General features: G+C 40.9%; 23 protein-coding genes and 1 tRNA gene. 11 read left to right on the forward strand and 13 right to left on the reverse strand.

The genetic code is table 11. From position 1 onward, the window contains the following. Positions 1 to 92 precede the first annotated feature (92 nt). On the forward strand, positions 93 to 794 hold the full coding sequence (locus tag FTU77_RS06440) for a DUF4145 domain-containing protein (protein WP_180055340.1): 702 nt from the start codon (positions 93 to 95) through the stop codon (positions 792 to 794). A 51-nt stretch (positions 795 to 845) separates the two neighbouring features. Here FTU77_RS06440 and gatB read toward each other — a convergent pair whose 3' ends face one another. Genes gatB through gatC form a run of 3 tightly spaced genes read right to left on the reverse strand, consistent with a single transcriptional unit; the run spans position 846 to position 4,165 of the window. Continuing rightward, complete coding sequence (gatB, locus tag FTU77_RS06445; protein ID WP_180055342.1) at positions 846 to 2,321, reverse strand: Asp-tRNA(Asn)/Glu-tRNA(Gln) amidotransferase subunit GatB; 1,476 nt, start codon at positions 2,319 to 2,321, stop codon at positions 846 to 848. After that, entirely contained in the window at positions 2,321 to 3,799 is a 1,479-nt protein-coding gene (gatA, locus tag FTU77_RS06450; protein ID WP_168379039.1) for an Asp-tRNA(Asn)/Glu-tRNA(Gln) amidotransferase subunit GatA, read from the reverse strand. The genes gatB and gatA overlap by 1 nt, the downstream gene beginning before the upstream one ends. A gap of 51 nt (positions 3,800 to 3,850) precedes the next feature. Next, the gene (gene gatC, locus FTU77_RS06455) at positions 3,851 to 4,165 is read right to left on the reverse strand and encodes an Asp-tRNA(Asn)/Glu-tRNA(Gln) amidotransferase subunit GatC (RefSeq protein WP_078189985.1); all 315 of its coding nucleotides are present in this window, start codon (positions 4,163 to 4,165) and stop codon (positions 3,851 to 3,853) included. Between the two features lie 133 nt (positions 4,166 to 4,298). On the opposite strand from gatC, the gene FTU77_RS06460 reads away from it, so the two are divergent. The 6 genes from FTU77_RS06460 to FTU77_RS06485 all read left to right on the forward strand — a co-directional run bounded on the left by FTU77_RS06460 (position 4,299) and on the right by FTU77_RS06485 (position 9,064). Further along, positions 4,299 to 5,345 (forward strand): rod shape-determining protein, encoded by a 1,047-nt coding sequence (locus FTU77_RS06460; RefSeq protein WP_086178633.1) that lies wholly within the window; start codon positions 4,299 to 4,301, stop codon positions 5,343 to 5,345. Between the two features lie 16 nt (positions 5,346 to 5,361). Continuing rightward, on the forward strand, positions 5,362 to 6,219 hold the full coding sequence (gene mreC / locus FTU77_RS06465; RefSeq protein ID WP_078189984.1) for a rod shape-determining protein MreC: 858 nt from the start codon (positions 5,362 to 5,364) through the stop codon (positions 6,217 to 6,219). Then, positions 6,206 to 6,697 carry a rod shape-determining protein MreD gene (gene mreD, locus FTU77_RS06470; protein ID WP_168379038.1) on the forward strand — a complete coding sequence of 164 codons (492 nt, stop codon included), beginning with the start codon at positions 6,206 to 6,208 and terminating at the stop codon, positions 6,695 to 6,697. Before mreC ends, mreD begins: the two co-directional genes overlap by 14 nt. Continuing rightward, positions 6,685 to 7,251, forward strand: coding sequence for a Maf family nucleotide pyrophosphatase (locus FTU77_RS06475; RefSeq protein ID WP_180055345.1), 567 nt, complete (start codon positions 6,685 to 6,687; stop codon positions 7,249 to 7,251). The genes mreD and FTU77_RS06475 overlap by 13 nt, the downstream gene beginning before the upstream one ends. A gap of 42 nt (positions 7,252 to 7,293) precedes the next feature. Further along, positions 7,294 to 8,748, forward strand: coding sequence for a ribonuclease G (rng, locus tag FTU77_RS06480; protein WP_111885603.1), 1,455 nt, complete (start codon positions 7,294 to 7,296; stop codon positions 8,746 to 8,748). 142 nt (positions 8,749 to 8,890) lie between these two features. Continuing rightward, the gene (locus tag FTU77_RS06485) at positions 8,891 to 9,064 is read left to right on the forward strand and encodes a PA1571 family protein (protein WP_168379036.1); all 174 of its coding nucleotides are present in this window, start codon (positions 8,891 to 8,893) and stop codon (positions 9,062 to 9,064) included. A gap of 312 nt (positions 9,065 to 9,376) precedes the next feature. On the opposite strand, the gene FTU77_RS06490 is transcribed toward FTU77_RS06485, so the two are convergent. Next, a complete protein-coding gene (locus tag FTU77_RS06490; protein WP_180026498.1) occupies positions 9,377 to 10,756 on the reverse strand; it encodes a wax ester/triacylglycerol synthase family O-acyltransferase in 1,380 nt (459 codons plus the stop codon). 167 nt (positions 10,757 to 10,923) lie between these two features. Continuing rightward, positions 10,924 to 11,658 carry a phosphoadenylyl-sulfate reductase gene (locus tag FTU77_RS06495; protein WP_168379034.1) on the reverse strand — a complete coding sequence of 245 codons (735 nt, stop codon included), beginning with the start codon at positions 11,656 to 11,658 and terminating at the stop codon, positions 10,924 to 10,926. Positions 11,659 to 11,858: 200 nt separating this feature from the next. Here FTU77_RS06495 and thrH point away from each other — a divergent pair, with 200 nt between their 5' ends. Next, positions 11,859 to 12,476, forward strand: a complete 618-nt coding sequence (gene thrH, locus FTU77_RS06500) for a bifunctional phosphoserine phosphatase/homoserine phosphotransferase ThrH (RefSeq protein WP_078189978.1) — start codon at positions 11,859 to 11,861, stop codon at positions 12,474 to 12,476. 72 nt (positions 12,477 to 12,548) lie between these two features. Here thrH and FTU77_RS06505 read toward each other — a convergent pair whose 3' ends face one another. From FTU77_RS06505 to FTU77_RS06520, 4 genes are all read right to left on the reverse strand, one after another. Beyond that, positions 12,549 to 13,721, reverse strand: coding sequence for an OmpP1/FadL family transporter (locus FTU77_RS06505; RefSeq protein WP_180055348.1), 1,173 nt, complete (start codon positions 13,719 to 13,721; stop codon positions 12,549 to 12,551). Between the two features lie 305 nt (positions 13,722 to 14,026). Then, a complete protein-coding gene (locus FTU77_RS06510) occupies positions 14,027 to 15,280 on the reverse strand; it encodes an OmpP1/FadL family transporter (protein WP_180035515.1) in 1,254 nt (417 codons plus the stop codon). A 537-nt stretch (positions 15,281 to 15,817) separates the two neighbouring features. Further along, a tRNA-Arg gene (locus FTU77_RS06515) sits at positions 15,818 to 15,890 on the reverse strand. A 73-nt stretch (positions 15,891 to 15,963) separates the two neighbouring features. Continuing rightward, positions 15,964 to 17,352: an amino acid permease gene (locus tag FTU77_RS06520; RefSeq protein WP_078189974.1), complete on the reverse strand. Its 1,389-nt coding sequence runs from the start codon at positions 17,350 to 17,352 to the stop codon at positions 15,964 to 15,966. Positions 17,353 to 17,682: 330 nt separating this feature from the next. Between FTU77_RS06520 and prpF the strand changes: the two genes are divergently transcribed. The 3 genes from prpF to FTU77_RS06535 all read left to right on the forward strand — a co-directional run bounded on the left by prpF (position 17,683) and on the right by FTU77_RS06535 (position 21,097). After that, a complete protein-coding gene (gene prpF, locus FTU77_RS06525) occupies positions 17,683 to 18,873 on the forward strand; it encodes a 2-methylaconitate cis-trans isomerase PrpF (protein WP_180055349.1) in 1,191 nt (396 codons plus the stop codon). Positions 18,874 to 19,080: 207 nt separating this feature from the next. Then, on the forward strand, positions 19,081 to 20,058 hold the full coding sequence (locus tag FTU77_RS06530; RefSeq protein ID WP_180055350.1) for a GGDEF domain-containing protein: 978 nt from the start codon (positions 19,081 to 19,083) through the stop codon (positions 20,056 to 20,058). Positions 20,059 to 20,188: 130 nt separating this feature from the next. Next, positions 20,189 to 21,097 carry a polyprenyl synthetase family protein gene (locus FTU77_RS06535; RefSeq protein WP_078193048.1) on the forward strand — a complete coding sequence of 303 codons (909 nt, stop codon included), beginning with the start codon at positions 20,189 to 20,191 and terminating at the stop codon, positions 21,095 to 21,097. A gap of 190 nt (positions 21,098 to 21,287) precedes the next feature. Here FTU77_RS06535 and putP read toward each other — a convergent pair whose 3' ends face one another. The 4 genes from putP to FTU77_RS06555 form a co-directional block, all read right to left on the reverse strand. Further along, complete coding sequence (putP, locus tag FTU77_RS06540; RefSeq protein WP_180055351.1) at positions 21,288 to 22,778, reverse strand: sodium/proline symporter PutP; 1,491 nt, start codon at positions 22,776 to 22,778, stop codon at positions 21,288 to 21,290. A 211-nt stretch (positions 22,779 to 22,989) separates the two neighbouring features. Beyond that, entirely contained in the window at positions 22,990 to 23,844 is an 855-nt protein-coding gene (locus FTU77_RS06545) for an SPFH domain-containing protein (protein ID WP_180055352.1), read from the reverse strand. Between the two features lie 16 nt (positions 23,845 to 23,860). Then, the gene (locus FTU77_RS06550) at positions 23,861 to 24,340 is read right to left on the reverse strand and encodes an NfeD family protein (RefSeq protein WP_180005602.1); all 480 of its coding nucleotides are present in this window, start codon (positions 24,338 to 24,340) and stop codon (positions 23,861 to 23,863) included. A 99-nt stretch (positions 24,341 to 24,439) separates the two neighbouring features. Beyond that, positions 24,440 to 25,363: a patatin-like phospholipase family protein gene (locus FTU77_RS06555; protein WP_180055353.1), complete on the reverse strand. Its 924-nt coding sequence runs from the start codon at positions 25,361 to 25,363 to the stop codon at positions 24,440 to 24,442. Positions 25,364 to 25,371 lie beyond the last annotated feature (8 nt).

The following is a 25,371-nucleotide window of genomic DNA, read 5'->3' on the forward strand; positions in this document are numbered from 1 at the left end:
TCTTTAAATTTTTCAAAGTAATAATAGTTTTAAAACTTACAGATTTGTATGTAAACTTGTTAAATAAAGAAAAACTAATGTTAGTATAAGTTATGAAAATACCAGAACAATCTAAAACTATTCTTGATCAAAATAGTTTCAAATGTCCTCATTGTGGGGCTTTTTCACATATGAAGTGGGAAAATTTATTTTTTATTTCATATGATGAAAATGGTTTAGAACACAATATTCCAACTAGAGTTCATCAAGCAAACTGTGCATCATGTAGTCAAAATAATATTTGGTATAATCAAAAAGTTGGAAGCAATTTTCTTAGTCTTATTCCAAGACCTAGTCAGGACTCCGACTTAGTGAGATTATTTCCAATACAAGAAATAAGCAATCAAGATATTCCTGATTATTCACCTGATATGCCAAATGATGTAAAGGTATTATATAAAGAAGCGGCTTTGATCTTTGAATTGTCACCACGTTCTGCTGCGGCTTTAATACGTTTAGCATTGGAAAAATTATGCGAGCATTTAGGTGTTAAAAAGAAGAATATTAAAGAGTCAATTGAAGAGTTGGCAAAACAACAAATTATTCCATTAAGAGTTGCACAAGCTGCTGATAATATTAGATTGATTGGAAATGCAAATGTACATCCAGGGATTATTGGTGATGAAGTTTTAGAAGATATTAATCCTGCTATTTTTACTTATATTAATTTAATAGTGGATTATGCTATTACAAAGCCGAAAGAAATTGAAGAAATTAATTCTTTATTTCCTGAGCAAAAAAGAGCTTCATTATAGGTTTAAAAAACCCGCTCTAAAGCGGGTTTTTTATTTCAAAATCAATTGGTATTAACCAATCAATTTCTTCATCAATTCATTTACTTGCGCAGGGTTTGCTTTACCTTTTGCTGCTTTCATCACTTGACCAACAAGACCGTTAAAGGCTTTCTCTTTACCAGATTTATACTCTTCAACCATCTTCTCGTTGGCAGCAAGTACTTCCTTAATAATTGCTTCAATTGCACCTGTATCAGTTTCCTGTTTCAAGCCTTTTTCAGCAATAATGTCGTCCGCAGTTTTGCCTTCATCCCACATAAAGCCGAATACTTGCTTCGCGATCTTACCGTTAATGGTGTTGTCTACAATACGCGCGATCATACCGCCAAGTTTTTCAGCAGATACAGGAGAGTCATGAAGCTCTAAGCCCGCTTTGTTTAAAGCACCAGAGAATTCGCCCATGACCCAGTTTGCAGACACTTTACCTTGGGCAGCACCGCCAGCAGCTTTCACTACATCTTCATAAAACTCAGACATTTCACGAGTCAGTGTTAAAACGTGAGCATCGTATTCAGTTACACCAAAGTCAGCCACGAAACGCGCACGACGTGCAGCAGGCAACTCAGGAAGGGCAGCACGTGCCGCTTCAATTTGCGCATCTGCAATCACAACAGGCAACAAGTCAGGATCTGGGAAGTAGCGGTAATCGTTTGCTTCTTCTTTCGAACGCATTGAACGCGTTTCCATCTTCACAGGGTCGAACAACCGTGTTTCTTGGTCAATCGTGCCACCCCATTCTAGGATTTCCATTTGACGTTCAATTTCAACGTTAATCGCTTGTTCAATGAAGCGGAAAGAGTTGAGGTTTTTCAACTCACAACGCGTACCAAATGGTTGGCCCGGACGACGAAGTGACACGTTACAGTCCGCACGGAACGAACCTTCTGCCATGTTACCGTCAGAAATACCTAACCAACGTACCAGCGTGTGAATCGCTTTAATGTAGGCAACTGCTTCTTCAACCGAACGCATATCAGGTTCAGATACGATTTCAAGTAAAGGTGTGCCTGCACGGTTTAAATCGATACCAGATTGGCCTTCAAATTGGTCATGGATCGATTTACCAGCATCTTCCTCAAGGTGCGCACGTGTTACGCCAATGCGTTTTACTGTGCCATCTTCAAGTTGGATGTCGATATGACCCAAGCCCACAATCGGGTTATCCATTTGGCTGATTTGGTAGCCTTTTGGAGAGTCAGGGTAGAAATAGTTTTTACGTGCAAACACAGACGCTTGGTCGATGTAAGCATCGATACCCAAACCAAAGCGGATCGCGAGATCAACCACTTCTTTGTTGAGTACTGGCAATACGCCCGGCATTGCCAAGTCAACAAGGCTCGCTTGCGTATTTGGGTCTTGACCAAACGTAGTTGATGAACCTGAGAAAATTTTGGTATTGGTTGCAAGCTGAGTGTGAATCTCGATACCAATCACCACTTCCCAACCATCAATCAGGTTAGATTTTGGTTTCGCAGCGTTTTTAGCCATTATGCATTCTCCTCAGCAATTGCAGCGCGTTGTGTATGCCAATCGGTTGCTTGTTGGTACTGATGCACCACAGACAACAATTGAGATTCTGACCAGTAGTTACCAATCAACTGTAAGCCAACAGGCAAGTTGTCTTTGTCAAAACCAACAGGCGCGTTAATCGCAGGTAAGCCTGCCAAGTTCACTGCAATAGTGTAGATGTCGCCTAAGTACATTTCTACAGGAGATAAGTTTGCACCAATCTTATATGCAGTCGTTGGTGCAGCAGGAGCCGCAATCACGTCTACAGATTCAAATGCTTTTAAGAAATCTTGTTGAATTAAACGACGTACTTTTTGCGCTTTCACATAATAAGCATCGTAGTAACCGGCAGAAAGCGCGTATGTACCAATCAAGATACGTTGCTGAACTTCTTTACCAAAACCTTCAGAACGTGAACGTTTGTAAAGATCCATCAAATCAACTGGATTTTCTGCGCGGTAGCCATAACGTACACCGTCGAAACGAGATAAGTTAGACGATGCTTCAGCAGGTGCGATCAAGTAATACGTTGGTACGTAGCTTTCAGTCATGTTCAGGTCAATCTCAACCAAGATTGCGCCCATTTCTTCTAACTTTTTCAACGATTCTTCAACGCGCGCTTTTACGTCTGCATCTAAACCAGCAACATTAAAGTACTGCTTAGGAATACCAATGCGTAAACCTTTTACTGAAGTGCCGTTCAGGTTCGCCACGTAGTTATCTACGTCTTTTTCAACCGAAGTTGAATCTTTCGCATCATGACCTGCCATCACGTTCATGAGGTAAGCACAGTCTTCAGCCGAACGCGCCATTGGGCCGCCTTGGTCTAAAGATGATGCATACGCGATCATACCGAAACGAGAAACACGACCGTAAGTCGGTTTAAGACCAGTCAAGCCACAGAAAGACGCAGGTTGACGGATTGAACCGCCTGTATCTGTACCTGTTGCGAACGGTGCAAGGTCAGCCGCTACCGCTGCCGCAGAACCGCCTGAAGAACCACCCGGAACATGGTTTAAGTTCCAAGGGTTAGCCGTTGCGCCATAAAATGAATTTTCAGAGGTCGAACCCATGGCGAATTCATCCATGTTCACTTTACCTAAAGTGACAAGGCCCGCAGCTTTACCTTTCGCTACAACGGTCGCGTCGTAAGGAGAGATAAAATTGTCCAGCATTTTAGAACCAGCAGTGGTTTTAATGCCTTGGGTACAGAAAATATCTTTATGTGCAATTGGTACACCAGTCAACGCACTTGCATTGCCTGATTTAATTGCAGCATCAGCCGCATCTGCTTGCGCAAGTGCTTGTTCAGCTGTCACGGTCACGTATGACTTGACTTGAGCATCGATTTTTTCAATGCGTTTTAAATAGTGTTCAGTCAATTCGCGTGAAGAAAATTTAGCGCCAGCCAAACCTTCAGACAATTCACGAATTGATAAGCGATGTAAATCTGTCATGAGAAATATTTCTTTACGTTTAATTTGAAAAAATGTTGATCTGAATAAAAATTATTCAATCACACGCGGAACAAGGTACAAGCCATCCTGTACGGCAGGAGCAACTGCTTGATATGCTTCGCGATGATTGGTCTCAGATACCACGTCTTCACGTAAGGGCTGTGGATTGTCGAATGGACTTTTTAGTGGTTCAACACCGTCAGTATCGATGCCTTTCAGGGTTTCCATCATGCCTAAAATTTTATTTAAACTTTGAGCATAGTCAGCAGATTGCGCTTCATCTAGCGACAATCGAGCCAGATGGGCAATCGCTGAAACTGTTTGTGCATTTAGATCTGCAGAATGCTGTGCATCCGATGTAGACATAACATTACCTAATCAGTATTAAAAAAATTCAAAATATCGTGGCTTATAATAAGCGATTGACTTGTTCAAATCATCACATTTAGTTAAAGTTGCCACCTTGCGTCCATATAAAAGTTTAACTGAGAACGTCCCCGTGATTCTAAAACGACTAATTGGCTTGTTTTCGCCGGATCTTGCCATTGATTTAGGCACTGCAAATACACTTATTTATGCGCCAGGACGAGGCATTATATTAAATGAACCGACGGTGGTGGCAATTCGCCACAGTGGTTCACAAAAAATCGTTGCCGCAGTAGGTCTTGACGCGAAGCAAATGCTAGGTCGTACACCTGCAAATATTTCTGCGATTCGCCCAATGAAAGATGGTGTGATTGCAGATTTTGAAGTCACTGAAACGATGTTGAATCAATTCATTGGCAAAGTGCACGAAAAACGTTTGTTCCCACCTGCACCGCGTGTCGTGGTGTGTGTGCCATGTAAATCGACGTTGGTGGAACGCCGTGCAATCCGTGAAGCTGTATACAATGCAGGTGCACGTGAAGTTCGCTTAATTGAAGAGCCAATGGCTGCTGCAATTGGTGCAGGTATGCCTGTTGAGCAAGCTTGTGGTTCGATGGTTGTCGATGTTGGTGGTGGTACAACTGAAATCGCGATCATTTCACTTCAAGGTTGTGTCTATGCAGACTCACTACGTATCGGTGGTGATGTATTTGATGAACAAATCATTAATTACGTGCGTAAAGCACATGGTTGTGTGATTGGTGAAACCACTGCAGAAAACATCAAAAAAGAAGTTGGTATGGCGCTTCCAGAAGAAGGTGCAAAACCTTTGGAAATCGAAGTCCGTGGTCGGAACTTGGCTGAAGGTGTACCTCGTGCGATTACCGTAACTTCTGATGAAGTGACTCAAGCGATTTCTGATCCACTGCAAAACATTGTGGCTGCGGTTAAATCTGCACTAGAGCAAACGCCACCTGAGTTGTCTTCAGACATCGCAGAACGCGGTATTGTGTTGACTGGTGGCGGTGCATTACTTCGCAATCTTGATAAGCTTCTTGCAAAAGAAACAGGTCTTCCTGTCGTGGTTGCAGAAGATCCACTATCATGTGTTACACGTGGTGGTGGTAAGGTTCTCGAATTCTTCGATAACCCAAATCATGACATGTTATTTGTAGGCTAAGAAAAGGACTCGGCGGGTGCAAACGCAACTGTTTTCAAGACAACCGCCATCTTTTCGCTCATTTATCATTGCGGTGATTACATGCTTGGTGGTGCTTTTCTTTGATTGGCGCATGCCACATGTAATTCAACCGGCCAGAGACGTCTTGTATGCGGCATATAATCCAATTTATGCCCTTGCAAGCTATCCAGTGTTATCGCGAGAATGGCTGAATCAACAAACCAAGTCTGAAGCTCAATTACGTCGTGAAAATACCGCGATGCAAGCAGAGTTAATTCAGGCTCAAGTCCGTTTACAGAAACTTTCTGAACTTTCTGCTGAAAATACTCGACTACGTGGACTACTCGATACACCACTCATCATTGATGGTCGTATGGAGATTGCCGAAGTCATTGGTACTGATGCTGATCCCTTACGTCATATTATTGTGATTAACCGTGGAGCCAGCAGTCAGCTTAAAGTGGGACAAACTGTACTCGATGACAAGGGTATTATGGGGCAAATTATCAATGTTTACCCGCATAGTAGCCGTGTCATGTTGCTCTCAGACAAAGAGCACTCTTTATCCGTGCGGATGGAGCATACCGGTATGCGCGCAATCGTTACGGGTACAGGTGACTTAGGTCGGCTTAAGATGGAATACGTGCCAACCAGTGCCAATATCAAAGTCGGTGAAAAAGTCTATAGCTCAGGTCTAGGGGCACATTTCCCAGCGGGTTATTTGGTGGGTACAGTGTCGAAAGTCAGTCGTCACAATAGCGGTGAATTTGCCCAAATTGATATCAATCCTGCTGCCCAATTGGCAGGTGGTCATCATGTGGTTGTGCTATTTTCCGATTCTTTAGCGATGGAGCAACCGCATGTCACTCGCTAAGCTTAGTCGTCATACAGAGCGCGACCCATTATTTCCGATTATCTTTTCCATCATTTTGGCATCCGTGCTGATGGTGTATCCGCTTTCTTATGACCTATCGGGTTGGCGCCCATTATTCATGATGATGATCATGTTATTTTGGGTCCTCTGTCAGCCGACATGGTGCGGTGTTTGGTTTGCATTTGCCACAGGTCTCTTTACGGACTTATTGACTGATGCGCCATTTGGCATGAACGCACTGAGTTTTGTGGTCATTGCATTTGTGACACGCTTTTTGACCCGTGAACGTCGTATCCTCACATTTGGTAATTTATGGATTATTGCTGCAATGGCAATTTTCGCGCATTTACTGTTTGTGTGGATTGTTCAAGTGATGGGTGGAGCACAGTTTTCATTTGCCCGCCATTGGCAGCCAATTGTTACTAGCTTACTCATTTGGCCAATCATGTATTACTTCTTGAGAAAATGGCGCATATAATTTTAGCTTCGAGTTCTCCTCGACGACGCGAACTATTGCAACAATTAGGTCTGGAATTTGAAATTTTCAGTCCAGATATTGATGAGTCCGTGTTGGAAGGAGAACCTGTAGCGGATTATGTAGAGCGTTTAGCACGTGCTAAAGCTTGCGCAGTACAACAACAATTCCCTGATGCTATTGTTATTGCCGCCGATACCAGTTTAGGCGTTGATGAGCACATTTTAGGAAAACCAGCGTCGAAAGCACATGCTTTTTCTATGTGGGAAATGATCTTTGGACGAAAACATGATGTGTTTTCAGGTGTTTGTGTCAGTACAAAAGATCAAATATACAGTATAGTAGTGCGCACACAGGTTGAATTTCAAACGCTGAGTCTAGCTGACATGGAAAGCTATTGGGCAACAGGTGAACCAATCGGCAAGGCGGGAGCCTACGCCATTCAAGGAATTGCTGCGCGCTATATTCCTTGTATTGAAGGGAGCTACAGCAATGTCGTTGGGCTGCCTTTGCATGAAACCGTACAGTTATTACAGACAGTTAAGGCATTAAATTAACTGCTGCAACACAAGAATTTTTATAATGTTTTGAGTTTTGATATGTCTGACGAGTTGTTGATTAACGTCACACCGATGGAATGTCGTGTGGCGTTGATTCAAAACGGTACGGTCAATGAATTATTTGTTGAGCGCACCGTGAAGCGTGGGTTAGTGGGCAATATTTATAAAGGGAAAGTTGTTCGCGTGCTTCCGGGTATGCAGGCTGCTTTTATTGATATTGGATTGTCGAGAACGGCTTTTTTACATATCAATGATATGGTCTGGCAGCGCAATCAACCAACCCCGAATGTTTTTGAGCTGTTACAACCAGGGCAAGTACTCACCGTACAAGTCATGAAAGATATGTTGGGTACCAAAGGTGCACGACTATCAACTGATCTTTCTATTCCTTCTCGTTACCTTGTTTTAATGCCATATGGCAGTCATACCGGTGTTTCTCAGCGCATTGAGTCTGAAGAAGAACGAGATCGCTTGCGTAGCATGATTGAACGCATTCAAAAGGAACACAACTTACCGGGTTCAGTCATCGTTCGTACTGCTGCCGAAGGTATTCCTGAATGTGAAATTGCGCAGGACATGGCCTATTTAGCAAAACTGTGGGAATACATACAACGTAAACAACGCAGTATTGTCGTACCATCTTTGATTTTTGAAGAGCTACCTTTACCGCAACGCGTCATCCGTGATTTAGCCAACGAAGAAACGTCTAAAATTCAGGTCGACTCACGCGAAGTACATGGCAAATTGCAAGAGTTTGTCCAAGAATTTGTACCGAGTATGCAAAATCGCTTACTGCATTATCCAGGTGAGCGTCCAATTTTTGACTTGTACAATGTCGAAGAAGATATTCAGAAAGCCTTACAGACACGTGTCGCACTTAAGTCTGGCGGCTATCTGATGATCGATCAAACTGAAGCCATGACCACGATTGATGTCAATACTGGCTCCTACGTAGGTGGTCGTTCGCTTGAAGACACTGTGTTTAAAACCAATATGGAAGCCACACAGGTCATTGCACGTCAGCTTCGACTACGTAACTTGGGCGGGATTATCATTATTGACTTCATTGATATGCAAGAAGCACATCATCGAGAAGAAGTGATGAGCCAGTTTGAGAAAATGCTCGAGCGCGATCATGCAAAAACCAAGATCACTCAAGTTTCTGAGCTGGGTTTGGTGGAAATGACTCGGAAACGCACCCGTGAATCTTTAGAGCATCTCCTTTGTGATTCTTGCCCGACCTGTCAGGGGCGTGGTTATGTGAAAACTGCTGAAACAGTTTGCTATGAAATTTTCCGTGAAATCTTGAGATATGCTCGTGCTTATGAGTCACAAAGTGGTTTTACCGTAGTGGCACATCCGTCGGTGATTGACCGATTGTTAACTGCTGAAGCACCTGCGGTAGCTGATTTAGAGCACTTTATTAGCCGTGTGATCAAGTTCCAGGTGGAAAATTTATATACGCAAGAGCAATACGATATCATTCTGAGCTGAAATTGTAACAGAATATCGTTAAACACTTGTTACAACTGAGATTTTACTTTTGAACTGTTATTTTGAATACTAGACACATCAAATAGCCAAAGCCATTTTCCTGCATTGGACTTGAAAATGGCTTAGCAAAAAGAGGTGTACTATGGGTGTTAGTAAAACAGTAATGAAAAGTGGTCTTAAAACTGTTGTTGAAGCAAAAGCGATCCATTCAGGTTATATCGTGGATGAGCGTGGTAATGAAGTTCAAATTACAGCGTCTATGATTCGTTCTGCTTGTCATCAGTTACTTAAACAGTGCCGAGCTATCAAAGCTTAAATATTGAAATATAAATAATGTAATCCAGAGGGTTAAAGCACTAACGCGCGATTCTAAAATTTTTTAATGCGCTAAAATTTTATAAATAATGGAAAATAAACTTAATTATCAGTTCGTATCTACAAGTCATAATTAAACAATAACAACGGATTTGTTCACCTAAATTTTAGCTTATACACATAAATTGCTCCAAAAAATCAATCAAAGTTCAAATACTAAAAACCCGTCTAGATTTTGCAATGTAGACGGGTTTTTATCTTTTTGGATGGTTCAATCTGCTGATGAACTGATACTAAGTTGTGAAGCAGGCGGTTAGCTAACCGCCTGTAACTTTGGGGAATCTTGGTTCACAATAGTTTCAAATCGTTGGATTTCTTCTTCCAAATGCGTGAGTAAATTTTGCATTTTTGGCAGCGCATTACGACATGCCGTTAAACCCACTTCAAGCTTATCTAAATAGCTGGTCATGGTGATATTAAGCGCTTGACCATCCAAAACAATGGACGCAGGGTAGAGTGCTTCTAAACGTGCACCATTCCAATATAACGGCTCTTGTGGGCCGGGAACATTCGAAATGACCAAGTTAAAGGCCTGACGTTTTGGCATAAAGCCTGAAGCAATATTCAAACCTGCTGCACTGTAGACAAAAGCACTGTAGTTTAAAATTTGATTCGAGTTCATCCGCTTAAAGCGCTCTTTGGCATTGAGCACGCTACGACGCACAATCTTCAACCGTTCTAGCGGATCTTCTTTATGGGTTCCAAGATTGGCCAAAATCATGGTAATACGGTTAGACATATCTGAATCATCGGTACGCACAGATGCAGGCACCATAGCGATCAATGGCTTTTTAGGTAATGCATTTTGTGTAATTAAATACTCACGTAATGCGCCTGAACAAATTGCAAGCACAATATCGTTAATTGTTACGCCGAGAGACTTGGCAATATGTGACAAACGTGAAAATTCAAAAGATTGAGCAGCAAAACGACGTGAAGAACTAACCCGTTGGTTTAATATTGAACTTGGTGCTTGGAAGCTAGACACATAATCTGGGTTACGCCCCATATCTTTCATCACGGTTTGTGACAGTTCGTACAAAACTCGTGGAGTAGAGTCAAGTTGTCCCTTAATGGTCGATAACAGACCTTTCATACGACTGGCTTTAGGCTGCTTCAGGCGTTTTGCACGAGGGCCTTCTACACACCATGGTGGCACAATACTTTTAGCATCTGGGTCATGCGAAAGCGATTTTTCAACTAAACGCATACCTGCAATGCCATCGACCATCGCGTGGTGGATTTTGAAGTACATGGCAAAACGATTGCCTTCAATGCCTTCAATAATATGGCAGGTCCAAAGCGGTTTTGCACGGTCAATCAGCGCACTGTGTTCCTGTGAAATATAAGTCAAAAGTTCACGGATACGACCGGGATGCGGCAGTGCGATATGGCGGAAGTGATGATCTAAATCAAACTCTTCGTCTTCATCCCAAAAGAAGCCGTTGAGTTTATTGTTAAAAGGAGGAATAGGAATGGATTTTGAATTACGAATATCTGCGACTAAATCTTGAATAAAAGTATCTGGTGCATTGTCAGGGATCTGAAATAAAAATAGACCACCTACGTGCATCGGTTGTTGCCGTTTCTCTAAATTTAAGAATATGAAATCAATAGGATGTAATGGACGCATAGCGTTGATTGCCTCACTGCAATTTCTACAGCTGCTCATGTATGAGTAGCATTGTTAGAATTATTAAATTGTCATTTGCAGTATAGCGTTTTTACGTTGAAATGATACGGAATTATGTGTATCTATGCGTTGAAAAAAACCACTGCTATGCAGTGGTTTTGTGATCTTTATTTTTTCATGTTGCCTGCGTGTAAGCCGCATTCTTTATGGGTTGCATCTTCCCACCACCAGCGACCTTCACGTTCGTGTTGATTTGGTAAAACAGGTCGAGTACATGGTTCACAGCCAATCGAGATAAAGCCACGTTCGTGTAGTGGATTATATGGAATTTCCATGAGACGGATATAGTTCCATACATCAGCGCTAGACCAGTTTGCCAAAGGATTATATTTAATCAATTGCTTGCCCGGACCTGAAAAACCTGGGTCAGCTTGTACCACTGGAATTTCATTACGTGTGCCTGGGCTTTGGTCCTTACGTTGACCTGTGATCCAGCCATCTAAAGTGGCTAGTTTTTTACGCAAAGGTTGTACTTTACGGATACCACAGCATTCTTTATGTTCATCTTGATAGAAGCTAAAAAAGCCCTTTTCTGTTACCAGTTTTTGTACGGCATCACTTTCTGGGAAACAGATTTCAATATCAATTTTATAATGTTTACGGACAGTATCTAAAAATTGGTAAGTTTCAGGGTGTAAGCGACCGGTATCTAAACTAAATACACGAAAAGGAATTCCTAAGTTCGATGCAAGATCAATCAGTACAACATCTTCTGCACCAGAAAAGGAAATCGCAACTTCACCTTGCTGGCTTAGCGCAAGTTTCATAATCTCAGAAGGTGATTTATCTGCATATTCGGATGCAAGTGCATCGACAAGGTCAATAGTAGGGATGGTAGTCATGAATGTCCTGGCTATAGGCTTGGAACGTTAAAACCTATATTAATTTATTTTAGAACTATTTTAATTGAAATGCTAAAACACACTTATCACTAAAAAATAGATACTTATGAAAAAAATAGATTTAAAAAAGAACAATGCATTTTTTTATTCTTCCGCTATGATATTGAAAAAATTTTTTCACTTAACAGAGGGTAGAGTGCATGGAAGTCGTTTGTTTAGATCTAGAAGGGGTTTTAGTACCTGAAATTTGGATTAATTTTGCGAAAAAAACAGGCATTAAAGAACTTGAAGCAACGACTCGTGACATTCCAGATTACGATGTGTTGATGACTCAGCGTTTAAATATCCTAAAACAACACGGTTTGGGTTTAAACGATATTCAAGACGTAATCGCAGATATGGGGCCATTTGAAGGTGCAAAAGAGTTTGTAGAGTGGGTGCGTACTCATTTTCAATTGATTATTCTTTCAGATACTTTCTATGAGTTTGCACATCCATTAATGCAGCAACTTGGTTGGCCAACGATTTTCTGCCACAAATTAGAAACTGATGAAAATGGTATGATCTCAGCTTATAAGCTTCGTCAACCTGATCAAAAGCGTAAAGCCGTTCAAGCATTGCATGGGTTAAACTTCCGGGTGATTGCAGCAGGTGATTCTTATAACGATACGACGATGCTTGGTGAAGCAGATGCGGGTTTCTTATTTGATGCGCCTGACAATGTGATTGCAGAATTTCCACAATTCCCACCAATTCATGGCTATGCTGCATTAAAAGAAGCGATTCGTAATGCTTCAGTTCGTGATATTCCAGCTTAATTCTGTATAGCTGGTTATAGAAAAGGGCGCTTATGCGCCCTTTCTTGTTTAATGCAAAGCTGTTCTAACAACTTAGAAGCGATAGCCAATTTTTAAACCATAGCCAAGCGCATGGTTGTCTTCAAATTCAGCTACTGGAGTGCTACCAGTTTGAGCCGTAGCGTCCCCTAACCAGAAGTATTTCACACCAGCTTGAATGAAATAGTTTTCAGCAGGGCTATATTGACCGCCTAGACCAACACTCCAGTAGCCTTCAGTTGGGCCAAGTGTTGTTACAGGGTTGCCTGCACCAGAGTCATAACCTACAGCTGCTGTACCCGCCCATTTATCATTAAACTTACGAGAAATACCCGTAGTGATTGAGTACTGATCGTCAGAATAATCAATCAGGTTTTGTGCTTTGCCTTTTGCTAAAGTTGACGCTTGAGCTAGTAATGCTGGTTTGACAGCAAATTGATCCCAATGTACCCAACGAAGGTTAGCAAATACTAGTGTATTAGCGGCTATGCCTGTTTGCAAATCAACATTGACTGATTGTGGAGTAGTTGCGTCTACATTACTTTCTTTGAATGAAAGAAATGAATAGGCTGGATTTAGTGAGGCTAAAGTTGTTGTTTCCACAGCTTTTGCTTTATGTTTGATTTCTGAACGATAGGTTACAGCCGCCTTTAAAGCAATTTCAGGAATAGAGTAGGCAAAACCTGCTAACCAGCCATACGCATCTTCTTCTTCTACATTAATATTATAACCACTAAGCAAGCTATATGCTTCGCCACGTAATTGGATATCTGCTTTTACTGTTTGCCAAACTGGTCCAGCATAGAAGTTCCAGTTTTCAGTGGGTTGGTAACCTATCAGTGCTGTTAGATTATTAGTTCGAACTTTAACATTAGTGCTTTCAGAGCCTTGGTTGAAAACGCCGGAATCAATACCATAAGTGGCATCAGCACCAAAAGGTTGATCATATAAAAGACCTAAAGAAATTTTATCAGATGCTTGTACTTTGATTGCGGCAGATGGGAAGTAGTAGTCATCACCCATATCTGAAAGATCTTCACCACCAAGAGAATGTGTGGCTTTACCTTCAACTGTTGGATCTAAAACAGAAATACCTGCTTCTGCGTAGTTACCAGGTTGTAAGAATGCTGAAATAGACTGACCTGAACGATCTAGACCCGCTGCAAATAATGATGCTGTTGGTAAAGCGGTAAGTAAAATTGCGTAGCTAAGGTGATTTAAGCGCATACTTTTCCCTGTTTGTAACTTTTGATGTTATTTCAATGTGTGGAAAGTAACATAAATAGAAAAACAGTAAATAAGAGTTGCTACTCTAAAAATGAACTGTATAAGTTAAAAAATAAGCAATGCTAGAGTAATTATTCTAGAAGGTGTTATTTATGTTTATGATTTATAAATAAAAAAATAGAGTATTTAACTTAATGTTTATCTTTAAACATAAAAAATTCAAATGCTCAATCTATGAACATTTGAATTAAATTATTTTTTACAATAGTAGATTGGATATATTTCCAATCTACTAATACCGAGAATTAGAAGCGGTAACCGATTTTTAGACCGTAAGCCCATGCATCGTTATCTTCAAATGATGCAATTGAGTTGTTAGTGCCAAACATTGACGCAGGTTGTGCATCAGCATCACCTAGCATTAAGTATTTCACACCACCAGCAATGAAGTAGTTCGGTGCAGGGCTAAATTGTAAACCTAAACCGACGTTCCAATAACCTTCAGTTGGGCCAAGGGTAGAAACTGGGTTGCCTGCACCTGTGTCGTAACCTACAGAGACATTACCAGCCCATTTTTCACTTAACTTACGACCAACACCTACAGTTGCTGAAATTTGATCATCAGTATAAGACACTAAATCAAAACCATTCGGGTTATCTGGTGTTTGACCTACTGCGCCTAAAGTGCGGCCAATTTGATCAAATTTTTCTGGGCGGATGCTAAAATCTTTCCAATTTACCCAACGCACATTTGCAAATGCAACTGTATCCGCCATGATACCTGTTTGGAAATCAAGGTTTACGGATTGAGGTGTAGTAATGTTTGTTGTTGTATTTTCATCGAAAATGGCGTTTGCTGGATTGCTTGTAACTAACGCCATTATGTTACTTTGGCCAAATTCACGAGTTGATGCTTCATGTTCAATTTCAGAACGGTATGTAACCGATGCTTTTAAAGCAATTTCAGGAATTTGATAAGCAAAACCAGCTAACCAACCTACAGCTGAATCTTCCTTCATTGTTGCATTATATTTACCCAAACCATTTGCTGAACCATAAGCTGCACCACGAAGTTGCACATCACCTTTCACAGTTTGATAAACTGCACCACCATAAATATTGATACTTTCAACAGGCTGATAGCCAACAACGAAAGAAAGGTTTTGAGTAGTAACTTCAACTTCAGTATTTTCACCATTTAAATGAAATAAGCCCGTTCCAGCAGCTACTAATGGGTCATTTGCTGAATATGCTGCGTCAGCTCCAAAAGGTTGGTCATAAAGCAAACCGAATGAGAAGTTTTTTGTAGGTTGAACTTTAATTGCTGCTGTTGGGAAATAATAATCACCCGCCATATCGGATAGATTCCCACCACCATATGCAGCTTTAGCTTTACCTTCTACTGTTGGATCTAAAACCGAAATACCTGCTTCAAAATAGTTCCCTGGTTGTAAAAATGCAGACATAGATTGTCCTGAACGATCTAGTGCAGCTGCAAAAGCCCCTGTCATTGGAACTGAAGCAAGAATCATGGCTGTAGTTAAAGTTTTTAATTTCATTCTTCGTCATTCCTTGAGATACGAATTTGATTTTTATGGTTACGGCAAATATTCGTTATGGAAAACTTTTTAATACTCTTGGGCTTAATTGTTACTCCATGTGACAAAAATAGCACAATTAAAATAAGAGTAAATGCTCTAGATTAAAAAATATGATTGAAAATTACCCAATTTAGAGTAATTGTACTAATTAATATATATAACATTTTGATTATTATTTAATATTTTTAGTTACTGCATTATTTTCTAAACCTAAAAATAATTGAAAATATTTTGATATGGGCAGTCATAAATTGATTTTTTGGCCTTATGGACCATACTATGTGTCGTTTTTTTCATTGAGAGGTAGGTGGTTAGCACATTTTAAAGCGCTATTTAACTGTTCTTAAAAATAGTCTTTGAACAGTAATCTTTGTAAAAACAATAATTAAGTTAAAAACTGTAATTGATGGGTTTTTAGTGTGAAAGGTTCTTTCTTTATATTTATTGGTATATGGGGGATTACAAATACAGGGAGGAGGGATATTTCAGAAATTGTGCGCTCTGCGGGACTCGAACCCACGTCGGTCGCTTAGGAGGCAACTGCTCTATCCAGTTAAGCTAAGAGCGCAAGACGGAGGCTAATGTACTCCTATTTTAGCTAAAAAAAAAGTTATTGCCGAAACAATAACTTTTTAAATTACTTAGTCTTTATGAACTTCATTGGGGTCAATGTCGCTCAAATCTTTAGGATTAAGATAGTTAAACATTAATAACATGACTGTAATCCAAACAGGGATCATTAGAACAGATTCCATAAAGCCCTGAGTCCACATAATAAAGAGAACTAAAGCAATAAAGATCAGAACGATGTAGTTGCTGACTGGTGCCCAAAGTGCAGGATAAGACGTTGTAAAATTCAAAATACGTTTTGCACGACGGAACTGTAAGTGAGTCATGGTAATCATCGCCCAGTTAAGGACAAGTGCACCAACCACCACATACATTAAGTGACCAAGCGCATCTTCAGGTACGAAGTAGTTTAAGAGTACGCAACCGAAAATCAGGACTGCAGAAAGTAATACCGCTGGAATTGGCACGCCACTTTTGTTGGTTTTAGCGAAAACTTTTGGAGCATTACCTTGCTTCGCCAAGCTGTAAAGCATACGGCTATTGGCATACATACCGCTGTTATAAACAGACAGTGCTGCAGTTAAGATAATGAAGTTCAGTAAATGTGCAGCCCAATCAATACCCAGTTGGCTAAAGATCATCACAAATGGACTTTTGTCTAGACCACCTAGTTCAAGCTGATTCCATGGCACAAGTGACAATAGAATAGTTAAAGAACCCACGTAGAAAATCAAAATACGGAAAACAACTTGGTTAATCGCTTTAGGAATAGTTTCTTTTGGATTTTCAGCTTCCGCTGCTGCCATACCAATCAGTTCAATACCACCGAAGGCGAACATCAAGAAAGCCAGCATGAAGAATAAGCCTTCAAAACCATTTGGGAAGAAACCGCCCTGACTCCATAAGTTGGTAAATGATGCTGTTGAGTTGGCATCTGCAGTCAGTAGCAAATACAAACCAAATACGATCATCGAAATAACTGCAGTGACTTTAATAATCGACAGCCAAAACTCAGATTCACCATAAAACTTCACATTACCTAAGTTTACTAAAGTAATGATCACGAAGAAGAACAGTACAGATGCCCATGCTGGAATATGAGGCCACCAGTAATTGATGTATTTCGCAACAGCGGTGAGTTCTGTCATTGCCACTAAAATATAGAGAATCCAGTAGTTCCAACCTGTTAAGAAACCTGGAAATTTCCCCCAATATTTATATGCAAAATGGCTAAATGAACCCGCTACAGGTTCATGGACGATCATTTCACCCAACTGACGCATAATTAGAAAGGCGATCAAACCGCCAATGGCGTAGCCAAGAATAATGGATGGTCCAGCAGATTGAATCACATGCGCTGAGCCCAAGAATAAGCCTGTACCAATTGCACCACCCATGGCAATCAATTGAATATGACGATTCTTTAAGCCACGCTTGAGTTCGGAGGAATTGGTAGTCAAGTTACTCTTCCCGAGAATGGTTTAATTTTGGTAATTGTAATGTATAGAGAATGAATAGCCTAGTAGCTCAAAATTTATGAAAAATATTTATAGGTTTAATAACCTATTTTTCGTTTTAAATGCTGAATTAAAAATTTATGAATCAATAGATTAATTTTATTTTAATTGAAATTCTGATGCTTGGCTTTATATGGAAAAGGTATCGAATGTTGTTTTTTTATACTTAAGTCATGTGATTGTTAAAACTTCAATTAAACATTGTATGATGCAAAAGCGCAGAAAAGAACGCTCTGCCAAAACACAATGATAAAGATTAAGGATTCAATAAAAATGAGTTTTGCTCCCCAAATTAAGATTGCAGCGACTTATATGCGTGGTGGTACTAGTAAAGGTGTATTTTTCAAGTTAGATGATTTACCGCTTGCAGCACAACAAGCTGGACAAGTTCGCGACCAACTTTTATTACGTGTGATTGGCAGTCCAGATCCTTATGGCAAACAAATTGATGGGATGGGTGGAGCGACATCAAGTACCAGTAAAACCGTGATTTTGGCAAAAAGTTCACAGCCTGAGCATGATGTAGACTATCTATTTGGACAAGTGTCGATTGATAAAGCATTTGTCGACTGGAGTGGTAACTGCGGAAACCTAACAGCAGCTGTTGGTGCATTTGCCATTTCAAATGGTTTGGTTGAGGCATCACGTATTCCTGAAAATGGTTTATGTACGGTTCGTATTTGGCAAGCCAATATTCAAAAAACCATTATTGCGCATGTACCTATTACTGATGGTGCAGTACAAGAAACCGGTGATTTTGAACTAGATGGTGTGACCTTCCCAGCAGCCGAAGTTCAAATTGAATTTTTAGACCCCGCAGATGATGGTGAAGATGGCGGCGCTATGTTCCCTACAGGGAATTTGGTCGATACCTTAACCGTACCCGATGAAGGCAGTTTCCCTGCAACATTCATTAATGCAGGTATTCCAACGATTTTCTTAAATGCAGAAGATATTGGTTATGTCGGCACTGAACTACAAGATGCGATCAACGGTGATGCTAAGGCATTGGCCCGTTTTGAAAAAATCCGTGCTTATGGTGCGCAGCAAATGGGTTTGATTTCAGATATTGCTGAAGCAGAGCAACGTCAACATACCCCAAAGATTGCATTTGTTTCAAAACCGAAAGCTTATACATCTTCGAGTTCTAAACAAATTTCAGAACAAGATACGGACTTATTGGTTCGTGCCTTGTCGATGGGGAAACTGCATCATGCCATGATGGGCACAGCGGCAGTTGCCATTGGTACAGCAGCTGCGATACCGGGGACACTTGTGAACTTAGCCGCGGGTGGTGGGGAGCGAGAAGCCGTGCGTTTCGGACATCCATCTGGGACGTTACGTGTAGGTGCGCAAGCGATTTATGAAAATGGTCAGTGGGTCGTTAAAAAAGCCGTAATGAGCCGAAGTGCGCGTGTCTTAATGGAAGGTTGGGTGCGTATTCCTGCGGATAGTTTGGATTAAGCATTTAACATCTCATTTGAAATCAGCCTCTGCTTTGCAGGGGCTTTTTTTTGCCTTTATCTTTTATATGAATAAGCAAATCATGAATTGGTATATATTTTTATATAATATGAACTGCATTTAATATTAGAAAGTTTCTGTGATTTATGTCAGATTAATTTTGTTAGCATTTTGCGTAGCTTTACCCTGAAAAAAAGTAGCGAAACCATGCTTAAAAAAGACTTAATAAAATCGGACCTACCTACTGAACAATTGGCTGTATTAGAAGCGTTGCCAATGCCTGCTGCGTTATTTTCTGCCACAGCTGAGCTGATATGCGCCAATCAAATATTTAAACATCGATTTCAGTCAGACTTACAAGAGATCGTATTAAATCACGTGTCTGAGATGCAGCAAAAGACCAAAGCCACAAGTTCTGAGTTTGATTTACGCTGTTTTGAGAACGATAGCATTGAACCCTTTATGTATAGTGAAAACGAACGGCATTATTGGTTCACGCTCAAACCAAAGTTTAAACAAAGTGGCGATTTGGAACATGTGTTGTTGTGCTGTGCGGATATTACAAATTTAAAGCAATTCGAATTATCGCTGTTGAAACATAACCAACAACTCGAACAACAAGTTTATTTTGATTATCTGACAGGGATAAAAAATCGACGTGGATTTGATTTAGACCTTTCTCAGTGGCAAAAAAGCTTCGCGGTTGAACAAGCCAATGAAATTTGTTTGATTATGCTCGACTTAGACAATTTTAAGCAAATCAATGATATCTACGGTCATGCGTTTGGCGATGAAGTTTTAAGAAAAAGTGCGCAGCTTTTAAGGATGCAAATTAGTCAACATGCAGATGCACAAATATATCGCATGGGTGGGGAAGAGTTTGCAATGATTATGCCACGCACGGCTATATCGACTGCATGTTCGATTGCACAACAATGTTGTGAGCAAATCTATGCTTCTTCGATGAATTATGCGGATAAGGCTTTACAACTGAGTATCTCATGCGGAGTGGCCTTGTGGGATGGTACAGAGTCATTTTTTGAAACATTGGCACGTGCCGATCGGGCTTTGTATCAAGCCAAGAAAGGCTCGAAAAATTGTACCTGTTTTAATGATGGACAAAATGTGGCGCTATTTGAGGAAACGACATTTAAAAAACCATCAGACTGTGGGAAAAACACATAGATTTAGGCCGTAACATAGAGAAAGATTTGAGAAAGCAGTATGATGCAACAGGTCAAAATTGACAGAAAACATTGGCAGTCGATTTGCTAATGAACGAAGCAGTTAAATATTTAAAGTATTTGAGGTGAATGTGTCTTCTTTAACAGACGTTTCCACACATGCCCTGACAGAAGCGCAGCAGCGTATTCAGCAGGATTTACTGACAGCGCTTGATGCATTTTCAATTCCAGAACCCTTAAAAGGGGCGGTGTATCATGCTGTGATGTTGGGTGGAAAACGTGTTCGACCGGCACTTTGTTATGCAACAGCAGCATTAAAACCCAATACAAATTTTGCAGCCGTACGCCGTGCTGCAGTGGCGATCGAATTTATTCATTGCTATTCATTGGCACACGATGATTTGCCGTGTATGGACAACGATTTACTCCGTCGTGGTCAACCAACCTGTCATGTGGCTTTTGGTGAAGATACGGCTTTACTTGCTGGCGATATTTTACAATCGATGGCTTTTGAAGTTTTAGGCAGCCGTCTCTTTGATCAAGGCCCAGCCGTTGAAGCGCCGATCATCTTAAAGCAAATGCAAATTTTAGCGACTGCAACTTCAAAAATGGTCAATGGCCAAGTTCTAGACTTACAAGCGGAAGGCAAGCATGTCAGTCAGGATGAACTGGAAAATATTCATCGAAATAAAACTGGTGCTTTAATTTCTGCTGCAATCATGATGGCGGCAGTGACAATATTTAATGGCACAGATCAAGCCATTCCTAAACTCCGTGAATTTGGTCTCGCGATTGGTTTAGCGTTCCAAGTTCAAGATGATATTTTAGATATTATTGCTGACACTGAAGCATTGGGTAAAACAGCGGGTAAAGATCAACAAGTGGATAAATCCACATATCCTGCGTTAATGGGTCTCGAGCAAGCCCAAGCTTATGCAGAAGAATTACATGCACAAGCACTTCAAGCTTTGGATTATTTTGCAGAAGATGCGGCAGAATTACACAAGATCACGCAGTTTTTATTAAAACGTCAAAGTTAATATGACGTAGTAAAGACATTAGCCCACACATTTAACATGTTGTGGGCTTTTTTATATTTTGTATATTTGGAACAGAAGTAAATAAACCATCTACGGAATATCTAAATGGATGACATGATAAAAAAAGGACGCTAGGCGTCCTTTTTTGCAGATATTAAAACTTAGAAATTAAATTTAAGTGCTATTGGTCTTAAATACTTTCTTTATAGATACGATCTGCTTCTTCAAATTTTTCAGTGACTTCGGCAGATGGTGCTTTGCCCATTAAGCTCACAATGATGATTGCAAGTAGTGAGCAGATGAAGCCCGGAATAATTTCATAAACGCCTGTGTCGCCCCAGAGGTTTTTCCATAGAATAACCATAACAGCACCAACCACCATACCTGCTAAAGCACCATTGAGTGTCATGCGTTTCCAAAACAATGACATGATAATCAGTGGGCCAAATGCAGCACCAAAGCCTGCCCATGCATATGCTACGAGACCAAGGACTTTAGAGTCAGGATTACCCGCCATATAGATCGCTAGCAACGCAATCATTAACACCATGATACGGCCGACCCAAACCAATTCTTTTTGTGAAGCATTTTTACGTAAGAATGATTTATAAAAGTCTTCAGTTAAGGTACTTGAACATACTAAAAGCTGACAGCTTAGGGTACTCATGATCGCAGCTAATATCGCGGCCAGTACGATACCTGCAACCCATGGGTTAAATAGAATTTTAGTCAATTCCATAAAGACCGTTTCAGGGTTTGCTGTAACGACACCTGCCAGTTCTGGATGCTGTTGGAAATAAGCAATACCGAAGAAGCCTGCTGCAACTGCGCCACCGAGGCAGAGCGTCATCCATGTCATACCAATACGACGTGCATTGGGAATCGATTTAACAGAATCTGCTGCCATGAAGCGGACTAAGATATGCGGTTGACCAAAATAGCCTAAGCCCCATGCTAATAAAGACATGATTGCGACAAAACTTAAGTCAGCAAATACATTCATCGCTTGAGGGCGTGCCGCTTCTAGTGCCAGAGTGAACTGGCTTAAATCAGAGAATGACAACATGACCACGATAGGGGTAAGTAGCAAGGCAAAAATCATAAAGCCCGCTTGAATGGTATCGGTCCAACTGACAGCAAGGAAGCCACCAATAAACACATAGCTCACCGTTGCAATGGCACTGATCCAAAGCGCAGTGCTATACGACATACCAAACATACTTTCAAATAATCGAGCGCCTGCAACCATGCCTGAAGCACAGTAAATTGCGAAGAAAATCAAAATAATCACAGCAGACACGATACGTAAGATTTTCTTTTGATCGTTAAAACGATTTGAGAAATAGTCAGGTAGGGTCAAGGCATTATTTTGAACTTCGGTATGTACCCGGAGACGACCTGCAACAAGTAGCCAGTTGAGCCAAGCACCGATGATCAGACCAATTGCAATCCACATTTCAGATAAACCTGAAAGGTAAATCGCACCCGGAAGACCCATGAGCAACCAACCACTCATATCTGATGCACCTGCAGAAAGGGCAGTGACAAAGCTCCCTAATCGGCGGCCACCTAAAATGTAGTCAGAAAAGTTACTGGTCGCACGGTATGCAAGTAAACCGATCACGACCATGGCGACAATATAAAAGAGAAAGGTAATTAGGGTGGGATTCAGGGAGCTCATACGGTATCCGCTTTGGCGTTGGACAATTGCGTTTAATCAGGGGACTCAATGGGATTTGCCTAAGCCAAGTAGGTGAAATCGAACGATAAGTCCTAAAACGTCAAAAAAATAACGTGAAATTTAAACATAAATTCACAAACTTTGCCTTCTTTTTTATTTTGGGCATAAAAATGGGCCGTATATCACGACCCATTTTAATTAATGTGAAGATTTAGTTATTACGACCCATAATACCACGAATCGTATTCAGTACATCTGCAGGTAATACCACAGTTTTGGCATTATTAGATTTAGCCATATCTTGCATGGCTTTGACGTATTGTTCACCCAGTAAGTACGCAACTGGAATTTCTTTATCGCCGACGGCTGAACTCACCATTTCAATTGCACGTTGAGAAGACTCTGCCAGTACCACTTGAGCTTCTGCATCCCGACGAGAGGCTTCTAAACGACCATCTGCTTCCAAAATAGCCGCTTGTTTTTCACCGTCTGCCTTGGTGACTGTCGCACGACGTTGACGTTCAGCGGCCGCTTGCTCTTCCATCGCAGCTTGCATGGTATGAGAAGGTTTAATATCTTGAATTTCTACAGTTTTAAGCGTAATGCCCCAGTCAGAGATATCATCAGAAATAGCAGCTTTAAGTTTAGCCTTAATATGATCACGCGATGAAAGTGCATCATCGAGGTCCATTTCACCGACAATAGACCGCAAAGAGGTTTGAACTAAGTTTTGAATCGCCCATGTGTAGTTTTCAATACCATAAACTGCTTTTTCAGGCGTGGTTAAGTTGATATAAGCCACAGCATTCATCAGCAGTACCGCATTGTCACGTGTGATCACTTCCTGAGAGGGAATATCTAACACGATATCTTTGGTTGTGACTTTATAAGCCACTTCATCGACATACGGAATCACAAAGTTCAGCCCCGGATTGAGCGTTGTATGGTATTTACCTAAACGCTGAACAATCCATTTATAACCTTGGGGAACAATACGGACACCTTTAAAAATGGTGACGGCTACAAAAACTAAGAGCGCTAAAAAAACAATAGAAACACCAGACATGTCATTTCTCACTTATTTATGGATTGTCAGTGGGGTTGTTGCTGCTGTGCAGTTGGACGACTAAATCATTGCCTAAAATATCGGTCACGCGAACACGGTCGCCGACTTGAAGTGCATCTTGGGTACGGCAATGCCATTCGTCTGAACCTAAAACAGGCATCGGGAAGCGAACTTTAACGCTGCCATGATTGAGTTGGGTTTGAATCACCATACCCACTTGGCCAATCGTTGCTTCACGCGACAGACCTGCTTTGGTTTTATCGATGGATAAAGGCTTAATAAATTTGAACCACAAAAATGTGCAGAGCACGGCAAAAATAATCCAAACCACAATTTGGACATTAAAGTCCATGGATGGAAAGATCCAATATAAGATCCCAACCAAAATTGCAGAAACGCCAAACCAGAGCGCAGCAAAAGACGGCAAAATTAGTTCAAAAAGCATCAAAGCGACGCCCAATACAAACCAGTGCCAAGGTTCTAAAATAAATTCCATACATCTACTCTTATATAAGGGTGAATTGATATAGATGAACCAGTATCTATATCAATGTAGCAGATGTATAACTCAATGAATATAAAAAAAATCGTTGAATTATATTTTCGCTTTTGGTGCTGGTTTAAAGGCCGCAGGGGACTGTTTAAAGTTATCGATCGCCTTAATAATGCTATTCACTTTGAGCTGTGCGGCTTTTTCACCTTCTAAAATCGTCGCATTGCTCGACTTCAAATCGAGTGTGCCGATATGTCCCACTTTAGGTTGAATCACGAAATTAGCATTTTTCAGTTCTTCATTAATACTTTGTTGTCCCATGATGTTAATGGTTTGATCGAGTAAACCAAACATGCTTACGGCTTTGCTACCGTCAGGACGCGCAGAAATATCAACAGCAATCACGATATCTGCACCCATATCACGTGCCGTTTTCACTGGAATCGGGCTGACTAAACCCCCATCGACATATTTAACCCCTGCAATAGTCGCAGGTACAAATACATTTGGAATGCTGCACGATGCACGCACTGCTTGGCCAGCATTGCCGCGGTTAAATTCAGTTTTGCTGCCATTATCTAAACGGGTGGCTACAGCAGCAAAGCGTTTTGGAAACTGTTCAATTGGTTTATTGCCGACGTTTTTATTGACAAAGTCTTGCAGTTTTTGCCCTTGAATAATGCCTTGGCTATTTAAGGTTAAGTCACGAATATCGGACTCTTTAAAGTTTAAGGCCAATTGCTGCATTTGATAAGGCGTTTTACCGCTGGCGTACAAGCTACCGACAAAACTACCCGCACTGGTCCCAGTCACAATTTTAGGTTTAATACCGTGCGATTCAAGCACTTTAAGCACGCCAATATGAGCAAAACCTTTGGCACCGCCACCACCGAGCGCAATCGCGATCACCGGTTCACGTGCTTTGGCTGGTGTAGGTGTCGTGGTTGCAGGCGTTTTGGTTGCAGAATCACAGCCAGTGAGTGCTAATACGAAGAGGCTAGGAATCAGGTAATGCAAAAGTTTCATGGGTGAAA

Source organism: Acinetobacter sp. YH12142 (assembly GCF_013418435.1).
GTDB lineage: Bacteria > Pseudomonadota > Gammaproteobacteria > Pseudomonadales > Moraxellaceae > Acinetobacter > Acinetobacter amyesii.